This is a genomic window from Sinorhizobium americanum (assembly GCF_001651855.1).
Lineage (GTDB): Bacteria > Pseudomonadota > Alphaproteobacteria > Rhizobiales > Rhizobiaceae > Sinorhizobium > Sinorhizobium americanum.
In genome coordinates this window covers 62,993-88,824 of record NZ_LNQC01000045.1, presented here as the reverse complement: position 1 = coordinate 88,824, position 25,832 = coordinate 62,993, and the positions used below count along the sequence as shown (strand labels likewise).

General features: G+C 64.0%; 23 protein-coding genes. 14 read left to right on the top strand and 9 right to left on the bottom strand.

From position 1 onward, the window contains the following. Positions 1 to 4 precede the first annotated feature (4 nt). A complete protein-coding gene (locus ATC00_RS08905) occupies positions 5 to 805 on the bottom strand; it encodes a TVP38/TMEM64 family protein (protein ID WP_064252561.1) in 801 nt (266 codons plus the stop codon). Positions 806 to 973: 168 nt separating this feature from the next. Further along, entirely contained in the window at positions 974 to 2,971 is a 1,998-nt protein-coding gene (locus tag ATC00_RS08900) for a methyl-accepting chemotaxis protein (RefSeq protein ID WP_037378239.1), read from the bottom strand. Between the two features lie 329 nt (positions 2,972 to 3,300). On the opposite strand from ATC00_RS08900, the gene rpmH reads away from it, so the two are divergent. The 6 genes from rpmH to ATC00_RS08875 all read left to right on the top strand — a co-directional run bounded on the left by rpmH (position 3,301) and on the right by ATC00_RS08875 (position 8,114). After that, complete coding sequence (gene rpmH, locus ATC00_RS30850; protein WP_012706673.1) at positions 3,301 to 3,435, top strand: 50S ribosomal protein L34; 135 nt, start codon at positions 3,301 to 3,303, stop codon at positions 3,433 to 3,435. A gap of 32 nt (positions 3,436 to 3,467) precedes the next feature. After that, positions 3,468 to 3,854, top strand: coding sequence for a ribonuclease P protein component (rnpA, locus tag ATC00_RS08895; RefSeq protein ID WP_082912164.1), 387 nt, complete (start codon positions 3,468 to 3,470; stop codon positions 3,852 to 3,854). Then, positions 3,854 to 5,632, top strand: a complete 1,779-nt coding sequence (gene yidC, locus ATC00_RS08890; protein WP_173827768.1) for a membrane protein insertase YidC — start codon at positions 3,854 to 3,856, stop codon at positions 5,630 to 5,632. The genes rnpA and yidC overlap by 1 nt, the downstream gene beginning before the upstream one ends. Positions 5,633 to 5,786: 154 nt before the next feature. Then, positions 5,787 to 6,719 carry a DMT family transporter gene (locus tag ATC00_RS08885; protein WP_064252559.1) on the top strand — a complete coding sequence of 311 codons (933 nt, stop codon included), beginning with the start codon at positions 5,787 to 5,789 and terminating at the stop codon, positions 6,717 to 6,719. A 54-nt stretch (positions 6,720 to 6,773) separates the two neighbouring features. After that, entirely contained in the window at positions 6,774 to 7,427 is a 654-nt protein-coding gene (gene yihA / locus ATC00_RS08880; RefSeq protein ID WP_064252558.1) for a ribosome biogenesis GTP-binding protein YihA/YsxC, read from the top strand. Positions 7,428 to 7,574: 147 nt separating this feature from the next. Further along, on the top strand, positions 7,575 to 8,114 hold the full coding sequence (locus tag ATC00_RS08875; protein WP_064252557.1) for a DUF1269 domain-containing protein: 540 nt from the start codon (positions 7,575 to 7,577) through the stop codon (positions 8,112 to 8,114). A gap of 144 nt (positions 8,115 to 8,258) precedes the next feature. Here the strand turns inward: ATC00_RS08875 and ATC00_RS08870 are convergent, their stop codons facing one another. Further along, positions 8,259 to 8,972: an anti-sigma factor gene (locus ATC00_RS08870; protein WP_064252556.1), complete on the bottom strand. Its 714-nt coding sequence runs from the start codon at positions 8,970 to 8,972 to the stop codon at positions 8,259 to 8,261. A gap of 201 nt (positions 8,973 to 9,173) precedes the next feature. Here ATC00_RS08870 and argB point away from each other — a divergent pair, with 201 nt between their 5' ends. After that, a complete protein-coding gene (gene argB, locus ATC00_RS08865) occupies positions 9,174 to 10,061 on the top strand; it encodes an acetylglutamate kinase (protein ID WP_012706663.1) in 888 nt (295 codons plus the stop codon). A gap of 170 nt (positions 10,062 to 10,231) precedes the next feature. Here the strand turns inward: argB and ATC00_RS08860 are convergent, their stop codons facing one another. The 4 genes from ATC00_RS08860 to ATC00_RS08845 form a co-directional block, all read right to left on the bottom strand. After that, positions 10,232 to 11,008, bottom strand: coding sequence for an isocitrate lyase/PEP mutase family protein (locus ATC00_RS08860; RefSeq protein ID WP_064252555.1), 777 nt, complete (start codon positions 11,006 to 11,008; stop codon positions 10,232 to 10,234). Further along, positions 11,005 to 12,084 (bottom strand): bifunctional transcriptional activator/DNA repair enzyme AdaA, encoded by a 1,080-nt coding sequence (locus ATC00_RS08855; protein WP_037378222.1) that lies wholly within the window; start codon positions 12,082 to 12,084, stop codon positions 11,005 to 11,007. The genes ATC00_RS08860 and ATC00_RS08855 overlap by 4 nt, the downstream gene beginning before the upstream one ends. 74 nt (positions 12,085 to 12,158) lie before the next feature. Next, on the bottom strand, positions 12,159 to 13,073 hold the full coding sequence (locus ATC00_RS08850; protein WP_064252554.1) for an EamA family transporter: 915 nt from the start codon (positions 13,071 to 13,073) through the stop codon (positions 12,159 to 12,161). 57 nt (positions 13,074 to 13,130) lie between these two features. Further along, positions 13,131 to 13,922, bottom strand: coding sequence for a sterol desaturase family protein (locus tag ATC00_RS08845; RefSeq protein WP_052035351.1), 792 nt, complete (start codon positions 13,920 to 13,922; stop codon positions 13,131 to 13,133). A gap of 160 nt (positions 13,923 to 14,082) precedes the next feature. Between ATC00_RS08845 and ATC00_RS08840 the strand changes: the two genes are divergently transcribed. Continuing rightward, the gene (locus ATC00_RS08840) at positions 14,083 to 14,796 is read left to right on the top strand and encodes a pyrimidine 5'-nucleotidase (protein ID WP_234782263.1); all 714 of its coding nucleotides are present in this window, start codon (positions 14,083 to 14,085) and stop codon (positions 14,794 to 14,796) included. Between the two features lie 16 nt (positions 14,797 to 14,812). On the opposite strand, the gene ATC00_RS08835 is transcribed toward ATC00_RS08840, so the two are convergent. After that, complete coding sequence (locus ATC00_RS08835; RefSeq protein ID WP_037378215.1) at positions 14,813 to 15,712, bottom strand: LOG family protein; 900 nt, start codon at positions 15,710 to 15,712, stop codon at positions 14,813 to 14,815. 302 nt (positions 15,713 to 16,014) lie between these two features. Between ATC00_RS08835 and dapD the strand changes: the two genes are divergently transcribed. From dapD to ATC00_RS08820, 3 genes are all read left to right on the top strand, one after another. Further along, entirely contained in the window at positions 16,015 to 16,872 is an 858-nt protein-coding gene (gene dapD, locus ATC00_RS08830; protein WP_064252553.1) for a 2,3,4,5-tetrahydropyridine-2,6-dicarboxylate N-succinyltransferase, read from the top strand. Positions 16,873 to 16,874: 2 nt separating this feature from the next. Beyond that, positions 16,875 to 17,258, top strand: coding sequence for a DUF805 domain-containing protein (locus tag ATC00_RS08825; RefSeq protein ID WP_037378210.1), 384 nt, complete (start codon positions 16,875 to 16,877; stop codon positions 17,256 to 17,258). A gap of 152 nt (positions 17,259 to 17,410) precedes the next feature. Then, positions 17,411 to 19,312 (top strand): DEAD/DEAH box helicase, encoded by a 1,902-nt coding sequence (locus tag ATC00_RS08820; RefSeq protein ID WP_064252552.1) that lies wholly within the window; start codon positions 17,411 to 17,413, stop codon positions 19,310 to 19,312. Between the two features lie 15 nt (positions 19,313 to 19,327). On the opposite strand, the gene ATC00_RS08815 is transcribed toward ATC00_RS08820, so the two are convergent. Next, positions 19,328 to 20,239, bottom strand: coding sequence for a LysR family transcriptional regulator (locus ATC00_RS08815; protein ID WP_064252551.1), 912 nt, complete (start codon positions 20,237 to 20,239; stop codon positions 19,328 to 19,330). 136 nt (positions 20,240 to 20,375) lie between these two features. On the opposite strand from ATC00_RS08815, the gene ATC00_RS08810 reads away from it, so the two are divergent. The 3 genes from ATC00_RS08810 (at position 20,376) to ATC00_RS08800 (ending at position 25,757) form a co-directional block, all read left to right on the top strand. Continuing rightward, on the top strand, positions 20,376 to 21,191 hold the full coding sequence (locus tag ATC00_RS08810) for an alpha/beta hydrolase (protein WP_037378203.1): 816 nt from the start codon (positions 20,376 to 20,378) through the stop codon (positions 21,189 to 21,191). A gap of 43 nt (positions 21,192 to 21,234) precedes the next feature. Then, positions 21,235 to 22,440 carry an efflux RND transporter periplasmic adaptor subunit gene (locus tag ATC00_RS08805; protein WP_064252550.1) on the top strand — a complete coding sequence of 402 codons (1,206 nt, stop codon included), beginning with the start codon at positions 21,235 to 21,237 and terminating at the stop codon, positions 22,438 to 22,440. A gap of 131 nt (positions 22,441 to 22,571) precedes the next feature. Then, positions 22,572 to 25,757, top strand: coding sequence for an efflux RND transporter permease subunit (locus ATC00_RS08800; protein WP_037378200.1), 3,186 nt, complete (start codon positions 22,572 to 22,574; stop codon positions 25,755 to 25,757). Positions 25,758 to 25,832: the final 75 nt, after the last annotated feature.

Genomic DNA, 25,832 nt, shown 5'->3' with positions numbered 1-25,832 from the left:
ACCGTCAGCCTTGTCGACGTGACTTTATTAGCCTGTATGCCAGAGGCAATGCCGCAAACAGGGCGAGCGCGAGAAGCGCGAGCGAAATCTCCCTCGTGGCGAAATCCGAAAGCGACAGCGCGTTCCCGCTCTCGCCGGCGCGGGCAATTACGTCATCGAGTTCGCAGCCCAGCCACGCATAGGCAAAGGTTGCCGGAACGATGCCGATGAGAGTGGCGGCGACGAAGGTCCGTAGCTTCACATCGAAGAAGGCCGGCGCGATATTGACGATGAAGAACGGAAAGATCGGCGCCAGCCGCAACACCAGCAGGTAAAGGAACGCGTTGCGCCGAAATCCTTCCGCGAGGCGCTCCAGAAAGCGTCCGGCACGCCGGCGCAAGAGATCGGCGAGCACGCCACGCGCCGCGATGAACAGGAGGGTCGAGCCCAAGGTAGCGGCAAGAACAGTGATCGCGCCTCCGAGGAAGGGGCCGAACAGAAACCCGGCGGCAATTGTCAGCACCGATGCCGCGGGGATCGAGAAGACCACCGCGGCGACATAGACGACGAAGAAGGCGAGGCCGGAGCGAAGCGGATAGGCATCGACATGGAGGCTCAGCGCCTCCTGATGACGGACGAGCGCCGACAGCGAAACATAGTTGTGCAGCCCGAGGGCGTAGGCGGCCGCTCCGCCGGCAAACAACAGCGCAAGCGGCAGGAACCGCCAGCGCGACGACCTGCTCCCTCCAAAAACACCGTCCTTCCGGCCCGGCGACGCTCTCAGGGCCGCTCCTTCTTCCGCCCTGTTGCTGACATCCTGGCTCATGAACTTTGCTTTCGGCGAGACTTGCTCCTGACTTAAAAGGACTTCGCGCTGCAGACCAGTAAAGAATGGTCGCGCCCTCAAACGTCATCGTGAAAGGGCGGCCGTGACAACTCACTTTGCCGTGAGACGCGGGCTCCTTGAGATTGCTCGAGTCTGCCGAACCGAGACTTAGAATTCTTCCCATTCGCTGCGGGCGGCAGCGGCCGAGCCGCCGCCGAAGGCGCGGGCGACGGTTCCCATCATGCGGCGGGCCGGCGAAGCGACGGGACGGCTGGTCTCCCTGGCCGCGGTCGCTGCACGCGTCGGCTCGCGCTCGACCTTGAAATAGGTGATGAGCGTCGCGAGACCGTTCGCTTCGGCGGAGAGCTTGTGCGTCGCCGCATTCGCCTCCTCGACCATGGCGGCGTTGCGTTGCGTCACCTGGTCCATCTGGTTGACGGCGGTGCTCACCTCGCCGAGCCCTGTCGACTGCTCGCGCGCGGCGGTAGCGATCGAATGGATGTGGTCGTTGATCTTCAGCACCCGCGTCTCGATCTCGCCGAGCGCGGCGCCGGTCGCCTGCACCAGCTTGACGCCGGTGGCCACCTCGCTGCCGGATTTCGAGATGAGCGCCTTGATATCCTTGGCGGCGCTGGCGGCGCGTTGGGCGAGTTCGCGGACTTCCTGCGCGACGACCGCAAACCCCTTACCGGCGTCCCCTGCCCGGGCCGCTTCGACGCCCGCGTTCAGCGCCAGCAGGTTTGTCTGGAAGGCGATCTCGTCGATGACGTTGGTGATCTGGCCGATCTCGCTCGAGGCCTGCTCGATGCGCCCCATCGCCTCGATGGCGTTGCGCACGACCGACGCGGATTCGGCGGCATTTTCCTTCGCTTCTGTGACCATGACCGTTGCTTCATGCGCTCGCTCGGTCGAACTCTTCACCGCCGCGGTGATCTCGTCGAGGGCGGCGGAGGTCTCCTCCAGCGCGGCCGCCTGCTGCTCGGTCCGCTTCGACAGGTCGTCGGCTGCCGAGCGCAACTCGGACGCGTTGCCGTTGATCGAATCCGTCGCCGAACGCACCTCGCGCATCGTCTTCTGCAACGTCGAGAACGTCTCGTTGACATTCCTCTGCAGTTCGGCGAAGGCGCCCTGGAAGCGGCCGTCCATGCTCTGCGTCAGATCGCCGGCGGCAAGGCTCGCGATCACCCGACGCGTTTCGGCGATACCGCTGTCGACGCTGCCGACGAGCTCGTTGACGCTGGCGGCGAAGCGGTTCAGATCGTCGTTGTCGTAATCCTTGCCGATGCGCTGGGCGAAGTCGCCGGCGGCCGCGGCCGCAACGACGATGCCGATGCTCGACTGGAGGTCGGCGCTCTTTTCGCGCAGCGCCGCTTCCTGGGCATTCAACTCGCGCACGGCGAGCCCGTTCTGCTTGAAGACTTCGACGGCCGCGGCCATGTCGCCGATCTCGTCCTTGCGCCCGGCAAAGGGCACATCGACCAAGAGGTCGCCGCCGGCCAGCAGCTTCATCCGGCCGGTCAGGTCGACGATCGGCCGGCTGAGATGATTGGTGCCGACATAGAAGGCCGCCCCTATGCCGGCAGCCATGCCGAGGCCGGCCATGCCGAGGAGGACGAGAACGACGGCGTCTTCGAAGGCGGCGATCTCATCGTTGATGGCTTGAAGCGACTCACGGTCGGCGTCGACGACGACGTCGATCTCCGCCTGGAAAGCCTTGCGGTTGGCGCGGTTCGCCTCGTTGTTGCCCTGCTCGTTGGCGGCCTGCGGCGAGACCTCCCGGCCGAGCCGCGCGGTTTCGGTGCGGAACGTCTTGAATTCCCCGGCCCGCTTGGCGACCGCATCGAAGGCCGGCAGCTTGTCGGCCGGAACCAGCGGGCGCCAATCCTTTAGCAGCGCGTCGATCTTGTCGAGGTTCTTGATGATGCCTTCGGCGAAAGGGGTTGCCTTCTCGATCGTCGGTGCGGCGTAGACGCCGCGCGACTCCATCACCACGGCGGTGACCAGACGATTGAGCCGCTCGCCCTTGAAGCTCCGTTCGGACGCGTTCTGGAGTTGCTCAAGTTCGTCGTTGTATCTGGATACGATCATCAGCGACATGCCGGTGATGGCGATCGCCAGCAGGCCCATGATGCCGACGATCAGGTAGATCTTTCCGCGAATTCTCATTTCCTGCTCCCCTCGCCGCCGCCACTCACCCTTAACGAGCATTGGTATGCGGCATACACGTTTCAGTAAATTCTAAAATACATGAGGTTAACAAAGGCCTCAGCATTTCATGAAATGTGCCGGAACGATGCGTTTCCCTGACCGATATCGCCTTCTGTCTCGGCCTTGCGCGGAGGGAAAAAGTCGCGGGAATTGACTTTGCCGCACATTTGTCCTTATAAGCCGCGCACGTCCGGTCAAGCCGCGCGAAAGCGGAGCCATGCCCGGTAACGTAAACGCTCTTGCAAATTGCAAACCCAAGAAGGGCCGCACACCGCGGTATTAAATAAATGAAGCGTACCTACCAACCATCCAAGCTTGTTCGCAAGCGCCGTCACGGCTTCCGTGCACGCATGTCCACCAAGGGTGGCCAGAAGGTCCTCGCAGCCCGCCGGGCTCGTGGCCGCAAGCGTCTTTCGGCCTGAGCCGAAGCTGCCCGAAAGCATTGTTTGGGCACATGACGTCAGAAAAAGACAAGACCACTGTCGGACGGCTGAAAAGCCGTCCGCAGTTTTTGGCGGTCAGGACGGGAGAAGCCCGAAAAGGGCCGCACTTTCTCCTTGAAGTGCTTGACCGGAACGATCCGGAAAGCGAAGCCCGCGTCGGCTTCACCGTCACCAAAAAACACGGCAACGCCGTCGAGCGAAACCGCATGCGCCGACGCCTCAAAGAAGCCGTGCGGCTGTCCGCCGGGTTTGCAATGAAACCCGGACACGACTATGTGATTGTCGCCCGACGCGATCTCCTGAATGCACCTTTCGACGCATTGACCCGGGCGCTCAAGGATCGCATCGAAAACAAGCCGAAACCGAAACGGCCGCCGGCCGGTTCCAGGAAACCATGATGGAAAACAACCGCAATTATTTCGTGGCGATAGCGCTCTCGGTGCTGATCCTCGTCGCTTGGCAGTTCTTCTATGTCAATCCACGGATGGAAAAGGACCGGATCGCTGCGGAAAAAGCCCAGCAGACGCAGCAGGCGCAGCCGCAGCAGGGCGGCCAGCAAGCCGCACCCGGCCAGGCACTGCCCGGCGGCGCGGTCCCCGGCGAAAGCCGCGAGCAGGCGGTCGCCAAGTCTGCACGCGTGGCGATCGACACGCCGGCGCTTTCCGGCTCCATCAACCTGACCGGCGCCCGTTTCGACGACCTGAAGCTCAAGGGGTACCGCGAGACAGTCGACCCGAAGAGCCCGGTCATCACCCTTTTCAGTCCGGCAGAGACCGCCGACGGCTATTTCACCGAGATCGGCTATATCGGCAGCGACGCGAGCGGATCGGTGCCGGGCCCGCAGACAGTCTGGACGCTTTCGGGCGGCGACAAGCTGACGCCGGCAACGCCCGTCACGCTCACCTACACCAACGACAAGGGCATCACCTTCGCGCGGACCATCTCGGTCGACGATCGCTATATGTTCCAGGTCGTCGACAGCATCAAGAACGCGGGCTCCGCCCCGGTCTCGCTTTCCTCCTACGGCCGCGTGACGCGCTTCAACAAACCGACCACGCCGAGCATCTACGTGCTGCACGAGGGCTTCATCGGGGTCGCCGGCGAAAACGGCCTGCAGGAAGTCGGCTATTCGAAGGTCGAGGACGACCAGCCGGTCGAACCGGGAAAATCAACGGGCGGCTGGCTCGGCATCACCGACAAGTACTGGGCCGCGACGATCGTCCCGCCGCAGGAGACGCCCTTCGACATCCGCTTCTCTCACTTCGCCGATGGCCGCCCCCGTTACCAGAGCGACTATAAGAGCGATGCGATCACCGTCGCGCCGGGGCAGTCCGCGGAGGTCAAGAACCTTGTCTTCGCCGGCGCCAAGGAAGTCCCGGTCGTGGACAATTATGAAGTTGCCTACGCGATCCCCAATTTCGACAAGCTGATCGACTGGGGCTGGTTCTACTTCATCACCAAGCCGATGTTCAAAATGATGGACTTCTTCTTCCGTCTGTTCGGCAACTTCGGCATCGCGATCCTGATCACCACGATCGTCGTCAAGCTGATCTTCTTCCCTCTCGCCAACAAGCAATATGCGTCTATGGCGAACATGAAGAAGGTTCAGCCTAAGATGGAGGAGCTGAAGAAGAAGTTCGGCGACGACCGCATGGGGCTGCAGCAGGCGATGATGCAGCTCTACAAGGACGAGAAGATCAACCCGCTGGCGGGCTGCTGGCCGATCGTCATCCAGATTCCAGTGTTCTTCGCGCTCTACAAGGTGATCTACGTGACGATCGAGATGCGTCACGCGCCGTTCTTCGGCTGGATCCGGGATCTCTCCGCCCCCGATCCGACGACGATCGTCAATCTCTTCGGCCTGTTGCCCTTCGACGGGCCGGCCTTCCTGCACCTCGGCATCTGGCCGATCGTCATGGGTATCACCATGTTCCTGCAGATGCGCATGAACCCGACGCCGCCGGACCCGACCCAGGCGATGCTATTCACCTGGATGCCGCTCGTCTTCACCTTCATGCTGGCGTCCTTCCCGGCGGGTCTGGTGATCTACTGGGCCTGGAACAACACCCTGTCGATCCTCCAGCAGGGAATCATCATGAAGCGCCAGGGCGTGAAGATCGAGCTCTTCGACAATCTGAAGGGAATGTTCGCCAAGAAGCCGAAGCCGGCGGAATAGCCGGCAGGCGCAGCGATCACGAAGCCCCGGACGTCAAAGTCCGGGGCTTTTCGTTTGGGCGCCATCGCGACACTGAATAGCGTTGACGCGGGCGCGCTGCACGGGCATCAGGCGCTACTCCAATTACTGCGCCAATGCTTCGGGATAATTTACCATGACGGACCCGTCGGCCACCTCCACCCCCTTCGCCGCCAACGAAAAGCTTGGCGCCCTGCTCGTCTTCGGCTCGGCCTTCTTTTGGAGCTTCGGCGGCGCCATCGCGCGCTTCCTCGATATTCCCGATAGCTGGACGATTGTCTTCTGGCGCTGCCTGTTTGCCGGTCTCTTCCTGCTCACCTTCATGCTGGTTCGCGACGGACCGCGCGGCACTCTGTCGCTCTTCAGGGGCATGGGCTGGCAGGGCATTGCCGTTGGCCTGTGCTTCACGACTGCCTCGACCTCCTTCATCATCGCCATTTCCTACACCACGATCGCCAATGTCGTTCTGCTCGGCGCCGGAGTGCCCTTGTTCGCCGCGCTGATAAGCTGGGTCCTGTTTCGTGAACGGGTATCGCGTTTCACCTGGGGTGCAATCGGCGCTGTGATCTTTGGCGTCGCAATCATGGTGTCGGAGAGCCTGACCGGGGCCGTCTCGCCGGTTGGCGATGCGCTCGCGCTGCTCATCCCCGTCGTCTTCGCGTTTGCAACCGTGATCACCCGTCGCTACCCGCATGTGCGGATGACGCCGGCGACCTGCTTCGGCTGCTTTGCCGCCAGCGCCATTGCGGCAAGCCAGTCGTCCGGCCTTGCGGTGACGTCGGGCGAGCTCGCCCTGCTTTTCGCCTTCGGCGCCTTCAATCTCGGGCTTGGCATGGCACTCTTCGTCACCGGTGCCCGGCTGGTGCCGTCGGCGCTTGCCGCCCTGCTCGGCACGGCCGAAACCGTGCTCGGCCCCGTCTGGGTCGCCATCATTCATGGCGAGGTGCCGAGCGGCCGGACGATCATCGGCGGCACATTCATCTTCGTGGCGCTGCTTGCCTATCTGTTCAACGAGTTCCGACGCCAGCAGAACGGTCCCAGGCGGCCAGTCCGAACGCCGACGCCTTGACATCCACGGGCAAAACCGGGAAGCCATGCGCTTTCTCGATGAAGGACCGTGCCGATGGCCGAAACCAGAACGAAAGACGACAAGCCGCTGTTCGGCCGGCCGTGGATCTTCATCCGCGGCGTTCCCGCCATGAAGTTCCTACCACCGGAGGGGCCGACCGAGATTGCCTTTGCCGGACGCTCGAATGTCGGCAAGTCCTCGCTGATCAATGCCCTCGTCGGACACAAGGGGCTCGCCCGCACCTCCAACACGCCGGGGCGCACGCAGGAACTCAACTATTTCGTGCCGGACGGCTATTCCGGCGAGGCCGATGACCTGCCGCCGATGGCGCTCGTCGACATGCCGGGCTACGGCTACGCCCAGGCGCCGAAGGAACAGGTCGATGCCTGGACGAAGCTGGTCTTCGACTATCTGCGCGGCCGCTCGACGCTGAAGCGCGTCTATGTGCTGATCGACGCCCGCCACGGCATCAAGAAGAACGACGAAGAGGTGCTGGCGCTGCTCGACAAGGCGGCGGTCTCCTATCAGATCGTCTTGACCAAGACCGACAAGATCAAGGCAGCCGGCGTGCCGCGGCTGATCGCCGAAACGCTCGACAAGATCAAGAAGCGGCCGGCCGCCTATCCGGAGGTGCTGTCGACCTCCTCGGAAAAGGGCGCCGGGATCGAGGAATTGCGCGCGGCGATCGAGTACGCCGTCCTGCGCTGAGGCCGGCTGCAGCGCCGGGCGGTCCGGTGCTGCGAAACCAGAGTTTCGCCGCAACTCTTTAGACCAGTCACTACCCGGATACGCCCGCTGCTCTATCTCCTGCTCGCGACGACAGCGTTCGTCGACTCAAGGTCAGAGGAGAGAGAGATGTCCGACTTGATTGTCATAGGTTTCGACTCGCCGGAGGAGGCCGACCGGGTTCTCCTCAAGCTCCACAGCCTGAAGAAGGAATATCTGATCGATCTGGAAGATGCGGTCGTCGTGGTGCGCGACGCCGAAGGCAAGGTGCATCTGAAGCAGAGCCTCAATCTCACCACCGTCGGGGCCGCCTCGGGTCTTCTGTCAGGCTCGCTCTGGGGTGGGCTGGTTGGCTTGCTATTCCTGAACCCGCTCGCCGGCTTCGCCATCGGCGGCGCGCTCGGAGCGGGGGCCGGAGCCCTCTCGGGTTCACTTGCCGACTACGGCATCGACGACGAGTTCATCAAGTCGCTCGGCAGCACGATCCCGAACAACTCGTCGGCCCTTTTCATCCTGGTGCGCAAGGTGCAGCCCGAGAAGGTTCTGGCCGAACTCTCGGGGCTTCGCGGCCGCGTATTGAAGACCTCGCTCTCGCCGGAGCAGGAGCAGAAGCTGCAGGCCGCCCTTTCCGAAGCGCAGACGCCGTCGCCGCAGGCGGGGACCTTCTAACTCGCCGGCGACAGGGGTCCTTCCCGAGCCAGCCGGTCCCTCGCGAGGAGCAGAGCGGCTACGCCTCGCCCTTTCCCCCGCGAGCGATCGCCCGCGGGAATGGCCGCGCAGCAGGAGGATGAAACTCCGGCATGTCTCGCGAGGTCAGCGATAGCCGGCCGTGCCGCGGGCGAGGAACGCGCCGCTGGGCAAACCGGTCGGTGAACCGCCGCGCGGCTCGAGGCTGACGGCAAGGGTCGAGCCTTCGGTGACCTTCGTCCGCATGGCTGGAGGAACCCGGAACTCGCCTTCGCCGGACTGCGGCAGCACGCCGAGGGAGATCGCCGGATCATCGCCCCGCAGCAGCCAGAATTCGAGGGATTTTTCCCCGTCTCCACCTGCCGCAACCGGCGTCAGGCGCAACCGCCCGGAGCCGATATCGAACGTTGCGACGAGACCGATCGCATTGCCCTCACCCGAAAGCTCGATCACCAATGGCCGACTGCCAGATCCGCCGCCGAATAGCCCCGCCAGGGAGATCATTAGTACCGCGACGGCCGCCAGCGAGGCAATGGCGAGGCTGCGCCAGAACGACAAGGAGTTCCACAATCCGATGGAAGCGCCGGTCCCCGCCGGAACCTCGAATGCCCGATGTTCGGCGGCAGGCAAGGCGCGGGTCTGCGCGATCGTTTCGTAGGCCGTATCGAACGTCGCGAGATTGTTGCGCCAGCGGAGAACCATTGCCGCAAAATCGCTGTCCGTCGCCATGCGCGCTTCGACCTTGCGGCGGTCCTCGGCGGACAGGACGCCCAACACGTATTCCCCGGCGATTACCTCATCGCGGCGAGAATCCCCGCTCTCGGGCTTCTGCGTGGTCATCTTTCCATGTTCTCTCAGATTCGAGAGATTTCACCGTAGACGTAGCAGGATCGGTCAAATCACAAATCTCGTCAATCGTGCAGGCGACCGGTTTTTCGCCACGGATCGGCGCCAATCTTCAGCGACTTATGTTGCGCCCGGATCATTCCATCAGCGGGAAACATGCGCTAAACAGCAGCCGGTATTTTTCGAGGGTCCGCCATGTCCGCATCAGAAAGTGAAATCCAGGCACGCCTGCTCGCCCAGGCCCTGCCCTATATGCAGCGCTACGAGAACAAAACGATCGTCGTCAAATATGGCGGCCATGCCATGGGCAATCCCGAGCTCGGCCGCGCCTTCGCCAGCGACATCGCGCTTCTGAAGCAGTCCGGCGTCAACCCGATCGTCGTCCACGGGGGCGGCCCGCAGATCGGCGCCATGCTCAACAAGATGGGCATCGAATCGAAATTCGAGGGCGGGCTGCGCGTCACCGACGAGAAGACCGTCGAGATTGTCGAGATGGTGCTCGCCGGCTCGATCAACAAGGAAATCGTCGCACTCATCAACCAGACCGGCGAATGGGCGATCGGCCTTTGCGGCAAGGATGGCAACATGGTCTTTGCGGAAAAGGCGCGCAAGACCATCAAGGACCCGGATTCCAATATCGAACGCATCCTCGATCTCGGCTTCGTCGGCGAGGTGGTCGAAGTGGACCGCACGCTTCTCGATCTCTTGGCGCGCTCGGAAATGATCCCGGTGATCGCGCCGGTCGCTCCGGGCCGCGACGGCCATACCTACAACATCAACGCCGACACCTTCGCCGGCGCGATTGCCGGCGCGCTCAACGCGACGCGCCTCCTGTTCCTGACCGACGTTCCGGGGGTTCTCGACAAGCAGGGCAATCTCATCAAGGAGCTTTCGGTCGCCCAGGCACACGCGCTGATCGCCGACGGCACCATTTCCGGCGGCATGATCCCCAAGGTCGAGACCTGCATGGAAGCTATCAAGGCCGGCGTCCAGGGCGTCGTCATCCTCAACGGCAAGACCGCCCATTCCGTGCTCTTGGAAATCTTCACCGAACGCGGCGCCGGCACGCTGATCGTGCCGTAAGGCGGCCGACTCCCGAAAATTGCACCTCTCCACGGGTTTAACCCGAGGACCAACCCTCTCCCCGCGCGCGGAGAGAGGGAACTGAGGCGGCGCGGCATACCCTTCGCCCCGCTTGCGGGGAGAAGGTCGGATGAGGGGCAGTTCCCCGTTACGAGCGCTTCCGCCCCGACCTACTTCCCAGCGCCCCCATACACCTTCTCCGCCTCGCCGCGCAGCCAGGCGATCATCGCCCGGTAGGGAAACGGCCCGTAGCTGACTCGCGAGACGCCGGCGGCGGCAAGCGTTGCGAGGTCCGGCGCGCCGGGCCGCATCATCACGTTCACCGGCAACGGCGAGGCAGCGCAAAGCTCGCCGATCAGGTTGATATCGACGAGCCACGGCGCGAAGAAGCCGCTCGCCCCCGCTTCGGCATAGGCGTTGGCGCGAGCGATCGCAGCGTCCAGCAAATCCGCGTGGCGCGTCGTATCGTTTTCCTGCAGGAACAGGTCGGTGCGGGCATTGATGAAGAGCGGGACGTTCTGGCGTTCCGCCATGTCGCGGATCGCCCGGATGCGGGCCGCCTGCTTGTCGGCCGAGTGAACCCCGCCCTTGCCGACGACCTGATCCTCGAAATTGATGCCGATCGCGCCGGCATCGATCAGTTGCGCCACATTGGCCGCACCTTGGGCCGGGTCCTCCGAATAGGCGCCTTCGAAATCGACCGACAGCGGCAGGTCGGTCGCCGCGACAATCTCGCGGGCGATCTCGACCAGCAATTGCAGCGGGATCTTCTGCCCGTCGCCGAAACCATGCGCGGCCGCCACCGACCAGCTCCCCGTGGCCAACGCCTTGGCGCCGGCCTCGGCCACGCAATGGGCACTGCCCGCATCCCAGATATTGTAAAGAACGATCGGATCGCCCTTGCGGTGCAGCGCCTGAAAGGCACGCGCCCTTTCCTCCTGGTTCATCGCATCTCCTCCGTAAACAGTCCGACAGGTCTCATTTTTCCTTCATGCCGAAGCAGCCACTGCTTTCGCTCGAGGCCGCCACCGTATCCCGTCAGCGATCCGTCCGCGCCGATGCAGCGATGGCAGGGGACGACGATCGCGATGCGGTTGGCACCATTGGCTCTCGCCACGGCGCGGACCGCCTCGATGGTACCGACTTCCCGGGCAATGTCGCTATAAGATCGCGTCTCGCCGATTGGAATTTGCATGAGCCTCGCCCATACCTGCCGCTCGAAAGCGCTGCCGTCGAGAGCGAGCGGCGTCAGAAATTCACCGGACAGGCCGGCGAAATAGGCCTTGAGTTCCGTCTCGATCCGCTCGATTGGCGGCGTCCTCCCTGGCACGACGGCCGATCGCGCCGTTCGCTTCAGCCTCTCCATCTCGGCGGGCAAAGCCTTGCGATCGTGAAACTCGAGCAAGTGCAGGTGCGTCTGGTCGGCGACCGCTACCATCGGCCCGAGCGGTGTGTCGATCCAGTCGGCAAAGAGCAGTGCACGGCCCTGCGCCTTCGCCGGTGCTTCGCCGATCAGCCGCGCGAAGGCAGCGCGGAAGCCGCTTGGCGACTCGTAGCCCGCATCAACCTGCGCCGCGATGACGCTGGCCCCGGCGGAAAGCTGCCGCGCAGCCTCCCCCATGCGCCGCTGACGGGCGAGGTCGAGAAAGGTCACGCCGAAGCTTCGCTTGAAGGCGCGGCGGACGGTCGACGGATCGAGACCGCGCCGCACAAGGTCGTCCTCGGTCCAGCGACGGTCCGGATGGCGGTCGAGGAGCTTCAGCAATTGTTCGACGAGTGGCTCCTTGCCGGCAGCCTGCTCCAGCGGCCGGCATCGCTCGCAGGGCCTGAAACCCGAATTGACGCAGGCCGCGATGCTGTCGAAAAACAGGGTGTTTTCCCGCTTCGGCTTGCGGGCCGGGCAGGAGAGCCGACAGAAGATGCCGGTGCTCTTCACGCAGGCGAAGGCCTGGCCCTCATAGTCGCAACTGCGGGCCAACAGCGCGTCGTAAAGGATGTCGTCGTTCGGCAAATCGAAAAGCATGCCGCGTTGTAGCACCCTATGATTGAACCGTCCGCCGAAATTCGGGCGCTTATTCTACATCGGGAATGCGCCGCTTAGAGCACGAGCAGCATCACGACGCCGAGCACGATTAGCAGGCAGCCGACGAGTTCGAGCCGGTTGATCCATTCGCGGAAGACGAAGAAGGACGAAGCGAAGGTGAAAAGCATCTCGACCTGCGCCACCACCTTGACGATCGCCGCCTGCTGCAGCGTCATCGCCATGAACCAGCCGAATGACGCCGAGGCGCCGACGAAGCCGACGATGAAGGCGGGCTTCCAGGCGGCGCCGATCCGCTTCAACTCGTCCGGTTCGCGGGCGACGATCCAAAGGAGCATAACGACGGACTGCAGCAGGATGACGAAACCGAGCGTGAAGCTCGCCTGCATCATGTAGTCCGGCGCCGGCAGGCTGGGTGCGAGTGCCAGCGAGGCCGAACGGTAGGCCACCGCCGAGAGACCGAAGAAGGTGCCGGAGAAGAGGCCGATCGCCGCAGTGCGGCTGAAGACCGAGGTCAGCAGCGAACGGGCGCTGAGCGTCGTGCGGGCAACGGAGATCAGCATGACCCCGACCACCGAAATTGCGATCGCCACCAGCGTTCCCCGGCTTGCCCCTTCGCCGAGGAAGATCAGCCCGAAAAGCGCTGCCTGGGCCGGCTCGGTACGGGAATAGGCGGTGCCGACCGCGAAGTTGCGGAAGGAGAACAGGTGAACGAGCAGGAACGTCGCGGCGATTTGTGCCAGGCCGCCGATGATCGCCCAGAGAAAGAAGGAGCCGTTCGGCACCGGCAGAGGGTGGCCCGAAACGTGCCAGAGCAGGAGGAGATAGAGGAGCGCGAAGGGCAAGCCGAAGCCAAAGCGCACGAAGGTGGCGCCGGTCGTGCCCATGGCGCCCTTCAGGTGCTTCTGCATGGAGGAGCGGATATTCTGCAGAAAGGCCGCGCCGACGGTGATGAGAACCCAGGTTTCCATGGCTGCGAGCTAGCACGCAGGTCCGGACATTGCCAAGAACTCCGTAGCCACGGCGTTTCAGTCCGCCTTTTCCTGAACCTCCGCCAGGTGAATGGCCTGACTGAGTACGAGCGGCGGCTCCTCCTGCTCGAACGTCTTCACGCGCTGGTCGTAGTTCGGCGAGATCGTGCCCAGCACGCGATCCCAGAACGAGAAATAGTTGCCGTAGTTGTACCGGAACCCGGAATGATGCTGGTCATGGAAAGTCGTGGACAACAGAGGGGACGGATAACGCGTCGTCGATGAGGCGAAATACTCGAAGCCACAGTGCCCGAACATGCCGTTGAAATGCTCGAACAGTCTTTGCCCGATGAGAATTGCCGGTGGAAAGGGGACGACGAAAACGATGGCGGCTGAAAAGCCCTGCAATAGAAGGTTGTCGAGAACATCCTCCGAATAGGTGCTCCAGATCGTTGGTGCGACACTCTTATGATGGAGTGCGTGCAGGGGATAGAGCCACTTGGTGTGCAGCAGCCGGTGCATGAAATAGAACCAGGTATCGTAGAGAAACATGCACAGGACGAAGAGCGGCACCGCCGTCCACCAGCTGAAGGCCCAGGGCGCTGGCGCCCAGCCCCTTTGCTGGGCATAGAGGCCTATCGTCAGCGGCAGGCAGGCGCTGAACATCGACGCCAGACTCTGGCGGATTTCAGCCTTGCGGCGTCTGTCGGAACCGCGTCCCTTCTGAATCTTCCGCTCAGGATTGCGGCCGTTGACCCAGGTCAGGCCGTAGCCAAGGGCAAAATAGGTAACGACCGTCGTGGCGTAGAATCCGAACAGGAACAGCAGATAGAACAGTTCGTCCGACATCGGCACCTGCATCCCCCGGGCGAAAACCGCGCCAGCCGGAAAATGCCATGCCGTCTTGACAATTCAAAGTAGAAATATGCGCGGCGGCAGGATGGCCTCCGTAGCGGGGGGGGTGCATTTTCTCGTTTGCCGCCGCCCATACCCATGTCATAACCCGCTCATGAAAAAGCTCGACCGCCTGCCGACCCACGCCGAATTCGCCCATGTCACCGAGTGGGTCTTCGATCTCGACAACACGCTCTACCCGCATCACGTCAATCTCTTCGCGCAGATCGACCGCAACATGACGGCCTATGTGGCCGAACTTCTGTCGCTCGAGCCGTCGGAAGCGAAGAAGCTGCAGAAGGAATACTACCGCGATCACGGCACGACCCTGCAGGGGCTGATGCTCCATCACGGCATCGATCCGAACGATTTTCTCGAACGGGCGCATGCGATCGACTACAGCGTAGTGCCGGCAAATCCCGATCTCGGCGAGGCGATCAAGGCTCTCCCCGGCCGCAAGTTCATCTTCACCAATGGCAGCGTCGCGCATGCGCAGATGACGGCGCGTGCGCTCGGCATCCTCGACCATTTCGACGACATTTTCGACATCGTCGCCGCCGGCTATCTGCCGAAGCCGGCTGGCGATACCTACGACAAGTTCATGAGCCTGCACCGCGTCGACACGCACCATGCGGCGATGTTCGAGGACCTGCCGCGCAACCTGCTGGTGCCGAAGGCGCTCGGGATGAAGACCATCCTCTTGGTGCCGCGCAATCTCGAATATGAATTTGCGGAAGCCTGGGAGACCTCCAGCGACGCCGACGAGCAGATCGATTTCGTCACCGAGGATCTCGCCGGCTTCCTGCGCCGCGTGGTCGCGGCGGACTAAGCGCCCGCCCCGAACCCTACCGCCTGCCCGACGCCATCGGCACGGCATGGGGATCCACCGATTCGTAGAAGCGAGCAATGATCTGCCACGCCTCTTCGGCGGTTTCGACGAAATGCAAGAGGTCGATATCGTTCGGGGCGATCGTGCCGAATTCGGCGAGTGCCTCGAAATTGATGATCGAGCGCCAGAACTTCTCGCCGAAGAGAACGAGCGGCACGAGTGCCAAGCGTCCGGTCTGCATCAGCGTCATGGTCTCGAACAGCTCGTCGAGCGTGCCGAAGCCGCCCGGGAAGACCGCCACCGCCTTGGCGCGCAGCAGAAAATGCATCTTGCGGATGGCGAAATAGTGGAAGTTGAAGGACAGTTCCGGCGTGACGTAGCTGTTCGGCGCCTGCTCGTGCGGCAGAACGATATTGAGGCCGATCGACGGTGCGCCGACATCCGCGGCACCGCGGTTTCCGGCCTCCATGACGCCGGGACCGCCGCCGGTGACGATCACATATTCCTTGTGGCCGAGCTTGGCGGACTGCTCGGAACAGAGCCGCGCGAACTTGCGGGCCTCGTCGTAGTAAACCGAAGCGGCTTCCAGGTTCTTGCGCTGCGTCTCGTTCTTGGCGGCCCAGGCCTCGCCGCCCGGTTCCGGAATGCGCGCGCCGCCGAACATGACGACGGTCGAGTTGATGCCGCGTTCCTCGAGCATCATCTCCGTTTTCAGGAGCTCGAGTTGCAGGCGCACCGGCCTGAGCTCCTCGCGGCACAGGAAATCATCGTCGATATAGGCAAGCCGATAGGTCGGAGAGGCCGATTGGGGCGTCAGCGGAACGGTCGAGGCGCGCTGCCTGCTTTGCGAGCTGTCTGCCAGCGGGTCCCAGACTCCGCCCTTGCCGCGCAAACTGCGCTTCTTCATGCGTCCCATATGTCCTTGTCCCGTCGTGTTCCGAACAGCCGGCACCTCGTCCGGACATGTCCTTTCATGCTTTTCAGCCATAAGTGCGTCTCTCTGCCGGAAACGGGCGGGCTTGCCAAGTCCCCCGTTCGGAGAGCGGGCCGAAAAGCCCTTCAACTTTTCGGATCCGGGCGCCGCAAGGATGTCCTTTCTTCGGCGTCAAGGGTGGCCGCGTCCCTCTGAATCGCCGGCCACTTCCGTCCTTTAATCGGTTCCGATTCGAGGAATTATGCAGTAGAGCTTGCTGGACAACGCGAACCTAAGGAAATCCGATGACGAACCACGACCTCGCCTCCCTGTCGCAGACGATCGAGACCGCCTTTGATGATCGCGAGGCCGTCAGCACAAGCACGCGCGGACCGATCCGCAACGCAGTGGAGGCTGCGCTGAACCTGCTCGACGGCGGCAAGGTACGCGTCGCCGAGCGCGGCGCCGACGGCACCTGGACCGTCAACCAGTGGCTCAAGAAGGCCGTACTGCTCTCCTTCCGGCTGAACCCGATGGAGCTCGTCAAGGGCGGACCGGGCGAGTCGGTCTGGTGGGACAAGGTGCCCTCCAAATTTGACGGCTGGAGCGTCAACGAGTTCGAGAAGGCCGGCTTCCGAGCCGTGCCGAACTGCGTCGTGCGACGTTCCGCCTATATCGCCCCCAATGCGGTCCTGATGCCCTCCTTCGTCAATCTCGGCGCCTATGTCGGCGAGGGAACGATGGTCGACACCTGGGCGACCGTCGGCTCCTGCGCGCAGATCGGCAAGAACGTGCATCTTTCCGGCGGCGTCGGCATCGGCGGCGTGCTGGAGCCGATGCAGGCCGGCCCGACCATCATCGAGGACAATTGCTTCATCGGCGCCCGCTCCGAGGTCGTCGAAGGCTGCATCGTCCGCGAGGGCTCGGTTCTCGGCATGGGCGTCTTCATCGGCAAGTCGACGAAGATCGTCGACCGCGCCACCGGCGAAGTGATGTATGGCGAAGTGCCGCCCTATTCCGTCGTCGTCGCCGGCTCCATGCCGTCCGGCTCGAGCATGGCCAACGGCCAGCCCGCGCCGAACCTCTACTGCGCCGTCATCGTCAAGCGGGTCGACGAGAAGACCCGGTCCAAGACCGGCATCAACGAACTGCTCCGGGATTGATCATGGCCGAGGAGGGGCGGCAGCCGAGCATGACCTGGCTGTTCTTCAGCCCCTCCGGCCGGATCGGCCGCCTGCCCTTTTTCCTCTCCTGGCTTTTCTGGTTCGTGGTCGGCGGCATCATCCTGATGCAGATGCTGAAATACGAGGACCAGGATGCGGCACTGGCGCTCTGGACACTGGCGATGATCGGCTCCGGCATCGCCTCGACCGTTTCGATCGCCATGCTGGCGATCAAGCGGCTGCACGATATCGGCTATCCGGGCCCGCTCGCGCTCTGCCTGTTCATCCCGGTGCTGAGCCCGATCGTCTTCATCGCGCTCTGTCTCTGGCCGGGCGCGAAAGGCGCCAACGAGTTTGGCGGGCGCCGCAACGGTCCGAGGCGTTGACCATCGGCCACTGTACATTCCTTGCCCCAGCGCGTATGTAGCGCGGCAATGAACTGGGCCGCGACGTGTTGCCCGCGGCTATCGACGCCCGATGACGACCTGATCGAGGTCCGCTCGTCTACCGGCGCGAACCGAACTCCGAAAGACGAGAGATGACAGAATTTGAAGGGATCGCACCGGCGATCGCCGAGGCGTTGGCGAAACGCGGTTACAACACCCTGACACCGGTTCAAAAGGCGATGCTCGACCCGGCGCTCGACGGCGCCGACGCGCTGGTTTCGGCCCAGACCGGCTCGGGCAAGACCGTCGCCTTTGGCTTGGCGCTGGCGCCGACGCTTCTCGGGACGGCAAGGCAATTCGGCACGCCGGAGGCGCCGCTGGCGCTCGTCATCGCCCCGACGCGCGAACTGGCCTTGCAGGTGAAGCGCGAGCTCGAATGGCTCTATGAGATTGCCGGGGCGACGATCGCGTCTTGCGTCGGCGGCATGGACATCCGCAGCGAGCGGCGCGCGCTCGAGCGCGGCGCTCATATCGTGGTCGGTACGCCGGGCCGGCTCTGCGACCACATCCGCCGCGACTCGCTCGACATCTCGGCGCTCCGCGCCGTGGTGCTCGACGAGGCGGACGAGATGCTCGATCTCGGCTTCCGCGAGGACCTGGAATTCATTCTCGAGGCATCGCCGGCCGAACGCCGGACGCTGATGTTCTCGGCGACCGTGCCGCGCTCGATCGCGACGCTTGCGAAGAACTATCAGCGCGACGCGGTGCGGATCGGCGTCGCCTCCGAACAGAAGCAGCACGGCGACATCGAATACCGGTCGCTTCTCGTCGCTCCGAGCGACCGCGAGAACGCCATCATCAACGTGCTGCGCTACTATGAGGCCCGCAACGCGATCGTCTTCTGTTCGACCCGCGCCGCGGTGAACCACCTGACGGCCCGCTTCAACAATCGCGGCTTCTCGGTGGTCGCGCTCTCCGGCGAGCTCAGCCAGAACGAGCGCACCCATGCGCTGCAGGCGATGCGGGACGGCCGCGCCCGGGTCTGCATTGCAACCGACGTCGCGGCACGCGGCATCGACCTGCCGGGTCTTGAACTCGTCATCCATGCCGATCTGCCCACCAATCCGGAGACGCTGCTGCACCGCAGCGGCCGTACCGGCCGCGCCGGCCAGAAGGGCGTCAGCGCATTGATCGTGCCAGTCAATCAGCGGCGGAAGGCGGAGCGACTGCTGGATGGCGCCCGCATCACCGCTGCCTGGGCAAAGCCGCCGTCGGCAGAAGACGTGACAAGCCGCGACGACGAGCGTCTGATTGCCGACGCGGCCTTCGACGAGGCGCTGCGCGATGACGAGCAAGCGATCGTCGAGGCGCTGATCGCGCGCCATGGCGCCGAGAAGCTGGCGGCCGCCTTCGTGCGGCAGTTCCGCTCGCGCCGCTCCGCCCCCGAGGAGCTCTCCGAGGTCTCGCTTGCCGACGACCGGAAGAAAGGCCGCCGCGACGGTCCGGCCTTCACCGGCGACGACGCCCCCGCACCGCGCGCAGACTTCACTGACGGCCAATGGGTTTCGCTCTCCGTCGGACGCAAGCAGAACGCCGAACCCCGCTGGCTCATCCCGATGCTCTGCCGCCACGGCAAGCTTACGAAGCGCGACATCGGCGCAATCCGCATGCAGCCGGAGGAAACCTATGTCGAGCTGACGGCCGAGGGCGCCGAACGCTTCCTCTCCGCAATCGGCCCGAACCGGACGCTGGAAAAGGGCATTCGCGTCAAGTCGCTGCCGGGCGCCCCGAACGTGTCGCAGCCGCGCCAGGACAAGCCGGACTTTGCGAAGAGCCGGCCGCGATCGGCAGAGGCTACGTCCGAGCGGAGCCACAAGGACTTCGAACCGAAACGCAAGTTCGAAAGGAAGCCGTCCCTCACGCAGGATGCGCATACGGAGAAGCGGGACGACAAACCCTGGACGAAGAAGAAGGGCAAGCCGGACGCAAAGAAGACCGGCGGCAGTTTCAAGCCTAAAGCCAAGCGCAACAACGCCAAGAACCGGCAGGCCTGATTTCGCATTCTCGGGCTACACGCCGTCGAGCTGCGACTGCGCGACCACCTTCACCACCCAGTCGGCAAAGACGCGCAGCCGGCTGCTCAAATGCCGGTTCGGCGGATAGACCAGATAGACCGGCATCGGGTCGACCTGCCAATCGGGCAGGACCGGGACCATGGTACCGGCGCGGAGATCGTCGCGCACCATGAAATGCGGCGCCTGGATGATGCCCATTCCCGCCCGCGCGGCGGCGACATAGGTCGTCGCTTCGTTTGCCGCCACGGTATAGCGGCTATCGACCTCGATCTCCTCGTTCCCCCGCCGGAATTGGAAGCGCATTTGCTGCCCCGACTTAGGCAGGAAGTAGCCGACGGCATAGCAACTCTTCTCGAGGTCGGATGGATGTTGCGGCGCAGGGTGCCTCTCGAGGAACTCCCGCGAGGCACAGGTGATGAACTTCATCTCCGTGATGCGCCGGGCGATCAGCGACTGGTCCGTCAAGGTACCGCCGCGGATGGCGCAATCGACGTTCTCGGCAAGATAGTCGATCGTGCGGTCCGATACGCCGAGATCGATTTGTATATCCGGGTATTTCGCCTGAAATTCGGGCAATGCCGGAATGATGATCAGGTTGGCAAAGGCGCTCGCCGTCTCGACGCGTAGCCGGCCCTTCGGCAGGCTCTGGGCACTCGACAGGCTGCCATCCAGTTCGTCAATGTCAGAGAGCAGGCGCGCGGCGCGTTCGTAGTAGAGCGCACCGTCCGGCGTCACCAGAACCCGCCGCGTCGTGCGATTGAGAAGCTTGGTGCGAAGATGCGCCTCCAGGCCTTGGATGAGATTGGTAACGGTCGCCTTCGGCATGTTGAGCGAAGCGGAGGCCCGGGTGAAATTGCCGGTCTCCACCACTCGAAGGAACACGCGCATGGCCGTAAGTTGGTCCATTTTCAATAGCCAATTGTTCGAAATACCGAATAGTGTAATCAGCACCCACCGACTATTCCAGAAGAAAGACAATGTTAGGATGTGACCGTCGCGGGTTGTCCCTCATCTAGGGATTCACCCACTGTCGAGGCAAGAGATGGACACGCATTTTACCGAAGAGACGATGCAGACGGGCCAAGGCTCGTGCCGCGCCCGCGTCTACAAGGGTGCGTCGTTGCTTGCGCCGCCGCCGGTCGTCCTGCATCTGCACGGCGGAAGCTTCACGGGAGATTCGGTCGCGGCCGGAGAGAAGGTCGCCGGAGCACTCGCCGCTGCCGGTGCGGTCGTCGTCTCGCCGGAATATCCGTCGGCTTGCCTCAACCCGTTTCCGGCGGCTCTTGACGCTGCCTATGCCATGCTCGCTTCGATGCGCAGCCGCTGCCCGCAGTTTGCGCACAAGAAGTCGCTGCTGTTCGTCGCCGGCGAGGAGGCGGGCGGCAACCTCGCCGCCGGCCTGGCGCTGATGGCCCGGGATCAGTTTCTGACCGACCTCAAGGGCCAGATCCTGCTTTCGCCGCTGCTCGATCCCTGCCTAGCGACGCCGTCGTTCCGCAAGTTCTGTCCGCAGAGCTCGGTCCAGTCGATCGCCGATGGCTGGCAGCAATATCTCGGCGAAGGCAGCGGCCTGACCCACCCTTACGCGGCGCCCGGCCATTGCACCCGGCTCGGCGGTCTCGTTCCGGCCCTTGTGGTCACCAGCGAGGAGTGTCCGATGCGCGACGAGGCCAAGGCCTATGCCGAGCGCCTTCGCGGAGCCGGCGTTCCGGTGGAGATCCACGTCCTGCCCGGCCGTGCCGCCTGGATCCCGACCAATGTCTCGGCCCAGCAAAGCTGGCCCGAACAGGAAGAAATCATATCCGGCATTTTCTCCCGCTTCTTCGAGAAGGCGGGAGCGAAGGCCACACAGAAGTAAGCAGACATTTTTAGAGCCGGCTCCCAACCGGCAAGGAGAGACCATGACGTCGAGCGTTACTCGCCGCGCCCTGTGGGGTGCCGGCCTCAGCATCCTGTTGTCCGTCACCGGCGGAGCAGCCGTCTTCCTCAGCCTGCCCGCCCGCCTGCAGGCGGATGCCGCAACCGAAGCAGCCCCCGCGGCGCCTCCCGCCGTTCCGGTTTCCGTCGCCAAGGCGGAGACGCGCCGGATCACGACCTGGGAGAGCTTCTCGGGCCGGCTCGAGGCGATCGAGCGGGTCGAGGTTCGTCCCCGCGTCGGCGGCGCGATCCTCAGCGCCCACTTCCGCGAGGGTGCGCTCGTCGAAAAGGGCGACCTGCTCGTGACGATCGACCCCGAGCCCTATGCGGCGGCCGTCGAGCGCGCCGAAGCGGAGGTGTCGGCGGCGGAGGCGCGGGTGGCGTTTGCGAAAACCGAGCTCGAACGCGGCCGGAAGCTGGTTTCCACCAGCGCCATCCCGCAGAGCGGCGTCGACCAGCGGCTCAGCACCTATGACGAGGCGCAGGCGAATGTCCGTTCGGCGAAAGCGGCACTGCGATCCGCCCGGCTCGATCTGCAATATACCGAGGTGCGCGCGCCGATCAGCGGGCGTGTCGGCAGGCTCGAGGTCACGGCCGGCAACCTTGTCGCGGCGGGCTCCGCCTCGCCGGTGCTGACCACGCTCGTCTCTGTCGACCCAATCTATGCGAGCTTCAACGTCAGCGAGGAAGTGGTCGCGGCGGCACTCGCCAAGCTTTCCGCTTCGGCCGGTGCCGAGTCGATCGAGCAAATACCCGTGCAGATCGGCACCGCCGCCGACGAGGGCACGCCGATCAGCGGTCATATCCAGTTGATCAACAATGAGGTCGACGCGGCGACCGGTACCATTCGCGTGCGGGCGGCGCTCGAAAATGCCGACGGCCGGCTGATCTCGGGCCAGTTCGTCCGCATCCGCATCGGTGACCCTGCGCCGGCCGAGAAGCTGGTGATCAGCGACCGCGCCATCGGCTCCGACCAGGACAAGAAATTCGTGCTGGTCGTCGGGTCCGACAACAAGGTCGAGTATCGGCAGGTCACCCTCGGACCGACGGCTGACGGCCTGCGGATCGTCGAATCCGGCCTGAAGCCCGGCGAAAGCATTGTCGTCAACGGCCTGCAGCGCGTCCGTCCCGGCGTCGTTGTCGCGCCGCAGCCGGCCGAGCAGGCAACCGCCTCGATCGCAAAACCATAGGCACGGCGCGCCCTGTCACTCCGAAGGACAGGGCCGCCTGAGGCAATTCGAATGGCATGCATGGGCGCGCGGCGGAGATTTCCGCCGTGGACGTCCTCCGCTTTGCCTGAAGTTCCCAAAGGGGGATCGTTATGAACTTCTCACGCTTTTTCGTCGACCGCCCGGTCTTCGCGGGCGTTCTCTCCGTGCTGATCTTCGTCGCCGGCCTGATCGGCATGACCGGCCTGCCGATCTCCGAGTATCCGGAAGTCGTGCCGCCGCAGATCGTCGTGCGCGCGCAATATCCCGGCGCCAATCCGTCCGTCATCGCCGAGACCGTCGCCACCCCGCTCGAAGAGCAGATCAACGGCGTCGAAGGCATGCTTTACATGCAGAGCCAGGCGACTGCCGACGGGCTGATGACGCTGACCGTCACTTTCGAGCTCGGCACTGATCCGGACCAGGCACAACAACTCGTGCAGAACCGCGTTTCGCAGGCCGAGCCGCGGCTGCCGGAAGAGGTGCGCCGGCTGGGCGTGACGACCGTCAAGAGCTCGCCCGACCTAACGCTCGTCGTGCACCTGATCTCGCCGAACGGCCAATACGACATCAACTACCTGCGCAACTACGGCGTCCTGAACGTCAAGGATCGGCTGGCACGCGTCGAAGGCGTCGGCCAGGTGCAGATCTTTGGCGGCGGCGACTATTCGATGCGCGTCTGGATCGACCCGGAAAAGGCCGCCGAGCGCGGCTTGGCGGCAAGTGACATCGCCAATGCGATCCGCGGACAGAACGTCCAGGCGGCTGCAGGCGTGATCGGCGCCTCGCCCTCCGTTGCCGGCCTCGACCTGCAGCTCTCCGTGAACGCCCAGGGGCGGCTGAGGACGCCGGAGGACTTTGCCGATATCGTGCTCAAGTCGGGCACCAATGGCGAGATCACCCGCCTCGGCGACGTCGCCCGCGTCGAAATGGGCGCGGCGGACTATTCGCTGCGCTCGCTGCTCGACAACAAGGCGGCTGTCGGCATGGGCGTCTTCCAGGCGCCGGGCTCGAATGCCATCCAGATTTCCGAAAACGTCCACAAGGCGATGGCCGAGCTGAAGCAGACCATGCCGGAAGGCGTCGACTACGAGATCGTCTACGATACGACGCAGTTCGTCCGGGCGTCGATCGAATCGGTCGTCCACACGCTGCTCGAAGCGATCGCGCTGGTCGTGCTCGTCGTCATCGTTTTCCTGCAGACCTGGCGCGCCTCGATCATCCCGCTCGTCGCGGTTCCCGTGTCGATCGTCGGCACGTTCGCGGTGATGTATGTCTTCGGCTTCTCGATCAATGCGCTCAGCCTCTTCGGCCTGGTGCTGGCGATCGGCATCGTCGTCGACGACGCGATCGTCGTCGTCGAGAACGTCGAACGCAACATCGCCCAGGGCCTCTCGCCGGTGCAGGCGACCTATCGCGCCATGCAGGAAGTCTCCGGCCCGATCATTGCGATCGCCCTGGTGCTCGTTGCCGTCTTCGTGCCGCTCGCCTTCATCACCGGGTTGACCGGCCAGTTCTACCGCCAGTTCGCGCTGACCATCGCGATCTCGACGGTGATCTCCGCCTTCAACTCGCTGACGCTGTCGCCGGCGCTCGCCGCCCTTCTGCTCAAGGACCATCACGCGCCGAAGGACCGCCTGACGCGCATCATGGACGCGCTGTTCGGCTGGTTCTTCCGCGGCTTCAACCGCTTCTTCGGGGCGAGCTCGGAAGCCTATGGCCGCGGCGTCGGCGGCATTCTGACGCGCAAGTCGCTGATCATGGGCCTCTATGTCGTCCTCATCGGCATCACCTTCGTCCTTTTCCGCTCCGTCCCCGGCGGCTTCGTGCCGGCGCAGGACAAGCAATATCTGATCGGTTTTGCGCAATTGCCGGACGGGGCGACGCTTGACCGATCGGAGGACGTCATCCGGCGGATGAGCGATATCGCGCTGAAGCATCCCGGCGTCGAGCACGCCATCGCCTTCCCGGGCCTGTCGATCAACGGCTTCACCAACTCCTCGAACTCCGGCATCGTCTTCGTGTCGCTGAAGCCGTTCGAGGAGCGCACCACGCCGGAACTCTCGGGCGGCGCGATCGCCATGCAGCTGAACCAGGAGTTCGGCGCGATCCAGGACGCCTTCATCGCCATGTTCCCGCCGCCGCCAGTTCAGGGGCTGGGCACGACCGGCGGCTTCAAGCTGCAGATCGAGGACAAGAACGGCCTCGGCTATCGGGCGCTCGACGATGCGGCCAAGGCCTTCCTGGCGCAGGCTGCACAGACACCGGAACTGGCCGGGCTCTATTCGAGCTACCAGATCAACGTGCCGCAGCTCTATGCCGATCTGGACCGCACCAAGGCGCGCCAGCTCGGCGTCGCAGTCACCGACGTGTTCGAGACGCTGCAGATCTATCTGGGCTCGCTCTACGTCAACGACTTCAACGCCTTCGGCCGTACCTACAGCGTGCGCATTCAGGCCGATGCGAACTACCGCAGCCATGCCGACGACATCGGCAAGCTGAAGGTCCGTTCGCAATCGGGCGAGATGATCCCGCTCTCGGCGCTCTTGAAGGTCGAGCAGACGGTCGGTGCCGAGCGGGCGATCCGCTACAACGGCTTCCTCGCCGCCGACATCAATGGCGGCCCGGCACCGGGCTTCTCCTCCGGCCAGGCGCAGGCCGCCATCGAGCGGATCGCCGCCGAGACGCTGCCGCCCGGAATCAGCTACGAGTGGACGGACCTGACCTACCAGCAGATCCTTGCCGGCAATTCGGGAATCCTGATCTTCCCGCTGGCACTGCTGCTCGTCTATCTCGTGCTCGCGGCCCAGTATGAGAGCCTGCTGCTGCCGATCTCGATCATCCTGATCGTGCCGATGGGCATCATGGCGGCACTCACCGGCGTCTGGCTGACCGGCGGCGACAACAACGTCTTCACACAGATCGGCCTGATCGTGCTCGTGGGGCTGTCGGCGAAGAATGCAATCCTGATCGTCGAGTTCGCCCGCGAGCTCGAGCTGTCCGGCAAGAGCGCCGTCAGCGCCGCGATCGAGGCGAGCCGGCTGCGCCTGAGGCCGATTCTGATGACCTCGATGGCCTTCATCATGGGCGTCGTGCCGCTCGTCACTTCGACCGGCGCCGGTGCGGAAATGCGCTCGGCCATGGGCGTTGCGGTCTTTGCCGGCATGATCGGCGTCACCGCCTTCGGCATCTTCATGACGCCGGTCTTCTACGTGCTGATCCGCAAGCTCTCCGGCGAGCGGCCGCTGAAGCACGCGGGAGCCCATATCGAGGCGCCGCATCTCGCCCCGGGCGAATAGCATCTGCCGCAACAGACATCCAGCGGGCCGGACCATCGTCCGGCCTGTTTTGGTTTCCGGGCCCGTCGCCGTCTC